This is a genomic window from Mycobacterium sp. TH-M106, from assembly GCF_057473765.1.
Genome location: NZ_JBYCLE010000617.1, coordinates 1 through 2,741, shown reverse-complemented (window position 1 = coordinate 2,741; position 2,741 = coordinate 1). Strand labels below are relative to the sequence as shown.

General features: G+C 64.9%; 5 protein-coding genes. All 5 read right to left on the bottom strand.

What is annotated here, in order from left to right:
• Positions 1–68: uL14 family ribosomal protein (locus AC2VOP_RS20885; protein ID WP_486952859.1), on the bottom strand; the 68-nt coding region annotated here is incomplete at its 3' end.
• 321 nt (positions 69–389) lie between these two features.
• Positions 390–875: an aminotransferase class I/II-fold pyridoxal phosphate-dependent enzyme gene (locus AC2VOP_RS20880; RefSeq protein ID WP_486962738.1), complete on the bottom strand. Its 486-nt coding sequence runs from the start codon at positions 873–875 to the stop codon at positions 390–392.
• A gap of 78 nt (positions 876–953) precedes the next feature.
• A complete protein-coding gene (locus tag AC2VOP_RS20875) occupies positions 954–1,310 on the bottom strand; it encodes a hypothetical protein (protein WP_486962737.1) in 357 nt (118 codons plus the stop codon).
• Positions 1,311–1,432: 122 nt separating this feature from the next.
• Positions 1,433–1,588: a hypothetical protein gene (locus AC2VOP_RS20870; RefSeq protein ID WP_486962736.1), complete on the bottom strand. Its 156-nt coding sequence runs from the start codon at positions 1,586–1,588 to the stop codon at positions 1,433–1,435.
• A 59-nt stretch (positions 1,589–1,647) separates the two neighbouring features.
• A complete protein-coding gene (locus AC2VOP_RS20865; RefSeq protein ID WP_486962735.1) occupies positions 1,648–2,532 on the bottom strand; it encodes a formylglycine-generating enzyme family protein in 885 nt (294 codons plus the stop codon).
• Positions 2,533–2,741 lie beyond the last annotated feature (209 nt).

Here is a 2,741-nt window from a genome sequence, read left to right as displayed (position 1 = left end):
CGGATGCACAAGATCTCCTTGGCGCCGGTGTTGTCGGCGACCTTCAGCCGCGATTCCTGCTGAATCACCAGATCTCCTCAACGTGGTTGCAGGCGCGCGCACACCTGAGCCGGACAAGCGCGAACGTGCACGGTCTTCGTCGCCGAAGGGCACGCGGGGCCGGCGTCAACTTGGCGAAGCCGGCCGAGGTCTGCCCACGGCAACCCTTAGAGTCTAGGGGACGACCAGCTCAGCGCCAAATTTTCACCAGTCGGCTCGGCGGTGGCTCGGGCGCGGCGTTGGCGTCACGCCGGTCTGGGGATTGCCAATCGGTCTTATTAATCCCGACAGCACGGATACGGGACACGTCGTGTGAGACAAGCCACCTCCCACCATTGGCACAGCCTGCGTTACGTCCGCGCGGCCTCATCGACCAGCGAGTGGGCGAAGGCAACCATGCGGCGGCCGGCTTCCCTGAGGCGCTCTTCCGGCTCATTGCTGAAAATGAGCCGGTCGGCGAACGACTGTATGCCGCCAGCCAGGCGCACCCGCTGCGCCATACCAGAGTAGGTGGGGTTGGTGATCATTACCTTGTCGCCCGGATCAATCAGCGCGAGCAGTGCGTTCAGCATCGCCTCGCCAGCGCCAGAAGTCACCACAATCTCGCGGTCCGGGTCGTAGGCGAGCCCGTTATCCGCCTGGTAACGCTCAGCGATCGCGGCCCGGCATTCGGCCAGCCCTCGGAGCGGGAGGTAGCTGTTGAACTCATCCGCGCCCGCCGCCGAGCGGGTGGCTTCCAGAACGTGCTGCGGCAGCGTAACCAGAGTGTCCGCGTTCTCCAGGCGGAACGCCGTCGGCACGGCGTCAGCCGCATCCGCCATGTCCGTCATCGTCATGCGCATCATGCTCCGGACACGCCTTGACAGGTCAGGCGGCATATAAGCCTCCCAAGCAGATGAAGCTACTTCGACCTATCATCGAGACACCCGATCGCGTAGGTCTTTGCGAATATCGTCGGCTAACAACCTGATCTGGTTCGCCACCTCGATCAGCTGTAGCAGACGATCGGTCGGGGCCTTTTCGTCAGCAATGAGCCGCAGCAACTGCGCGCGGGCGACAGCTGAGACGGGCAGTTCGCGCCGTTCGGCGATGCGCTCCAGGGCGGCTAGCTCCTCGGGGTTTAGCCGCACCTGAAGCACCTTGCTACGGGCCCGGCCGGGCTGGCTGACCTTGACGTGTGCAGGCAATGGCGTATTGGGGTCAGCGGTGTGCTCGGCAGCTTCTATCTCATTGGCCTCGGCGAGCGCCCGCTGGAGCTTGCTGCTCATCATCGGTTCCTTTCCCGGTATCTGCGTTGGTCAGTTGGGTTCGATAGCCATGCGTTGGTACCGAATACGGTTCCGTCCTTTTCCTCGACAGTGATGACGGTGACGAGCGCAGCGACACTGGCCGACTAGCCGATGGTGCGTACGCTGACGCCGGATCGACTGGCCGGGTCCGGGTCGAACACGACTCGGCCTGGGTCGATCAATGCTTCGTCGGCTTGTCCGGGTGTGACCTGGTGCTTGGCGCTGATGTATTCAGCTCGCTTGGACCAGTCCACCACCATGTTCAAAATGTATTACAACTATACGACATTATGATGCGTGGCGGGCCGCGGCCAGAGTGCTACGACACGTCGGCCACGCACCGAAAGCCGATGTGAGTGGTGGCGCTGTCCTGCGACTGCGGCGACCGCGCGGCCGGCCGATAACGGTGGCAGTACTCCGGCGCGCACAGGTGCGAACCGCCCTTGAGGGTCTGGCTGACGGTCGGGTCGGCGGGCCCGACAGGGGTGCAGCAGCTTTCAGGCGGCTGGCCGATCCGGTGGTGGGCGCCGAACTGGGTGGCCGTCCACTCCCAGACGTTGCCGATCATGTCGACAAGGCCGAATCCGTTGGGTGGAAATGTCCCCACCGGTGACGTTCCTCTCCAGCCGAGTGCGCCGTCGTTGCCGTACGGAAAGCGGCCCTGCCAGGTGTTGGCCATCAGGCGTCCGTGGGGCGTCGGGTCGTCGCCCCACGGGTAGACAGTGCTCGTTCCCGCACGGGCCGCGTATTCCCACTCGGCCTCGGTCGGCAAACGTCGCCCCGCCCACCGGGCGTAGGCCACGGCGTCCGAGTAGGCCACCTGCACCACCGGGTGATCGGTTTTGTCCGTGATATCGCTGCCGGGGCCGAACGGGTGTCGCCAATTGGCGCCGGGAACCCACCGCCACCACTGCCGCCAGTCGGCCAGGTCCACCGGACCGCTGGTCGGCGTGAAAACCAGACCGCCGGGCGCTAGATCGTTATCCGCTATCCCGGGATACAGCGCCGGATCAATCGGTCGCTCGGCAACGGTGAGATAGGCGGTTTCCGTGACGAATTCGGCGAACTGTGCGTTGGTGACCGGATGACGCTCCACCGCGAACGCGGCCACTGTCACGGTGTGGATCGGGGCCTCTTCGGGATAGAAGCTGGTCGATCCCATTCGATATGCCCCGCCCGGCAGCCGAACAAGATCGGTGAGCATCCCAGCCAGTCCCAGCCAGTCCCAGCTAGTCCCGGCTAGTCCCGCGAAAACGCTGCCGCCAGTGCCTTTTCCACGTCGACGTAAGGCTCACCGCTGAGGTCGACGGTGACGTCGGCAATAACGCCGCCGGTGAACGGGAACGGCGCGGTGTACGCCGACGACACCGCCTGCCCGGTATTGCGCCCGACGCTCACCCCACCGCCGGCCAG

Coding starts and splice junctions, on each gene's coding strand:
- AC2VOP_RS20880 (WP_486962738.1), bottom strand. CDS start 875: ATGACGATGACGGACATGGCGGATGCGGCTGACGCCGTGCCGACGGCG.
- AC2VOP_RS20875 (WP_486962737.1), bottom strand. CDS start 1,310: ATGATGAGCAGCAAGCTCCAGCGGGCGCTCGCCGAGGCCAATGAGATA.
- AC2VOP_RS20870 (WP_486962736.1), bottom strand. CDS start 1,588: ATGGTGGTGGACTGGTCCAAGCGAGCTGAATACATCAGCGCCAAGCAC.
- AC2VOP_RS20865 (WP_486962735.1), bottom strand. CDS start 2,532: ATGCTCACCGATCTTGTTCGGCTGCCGGGCGGGGCATATCGAATGGGA.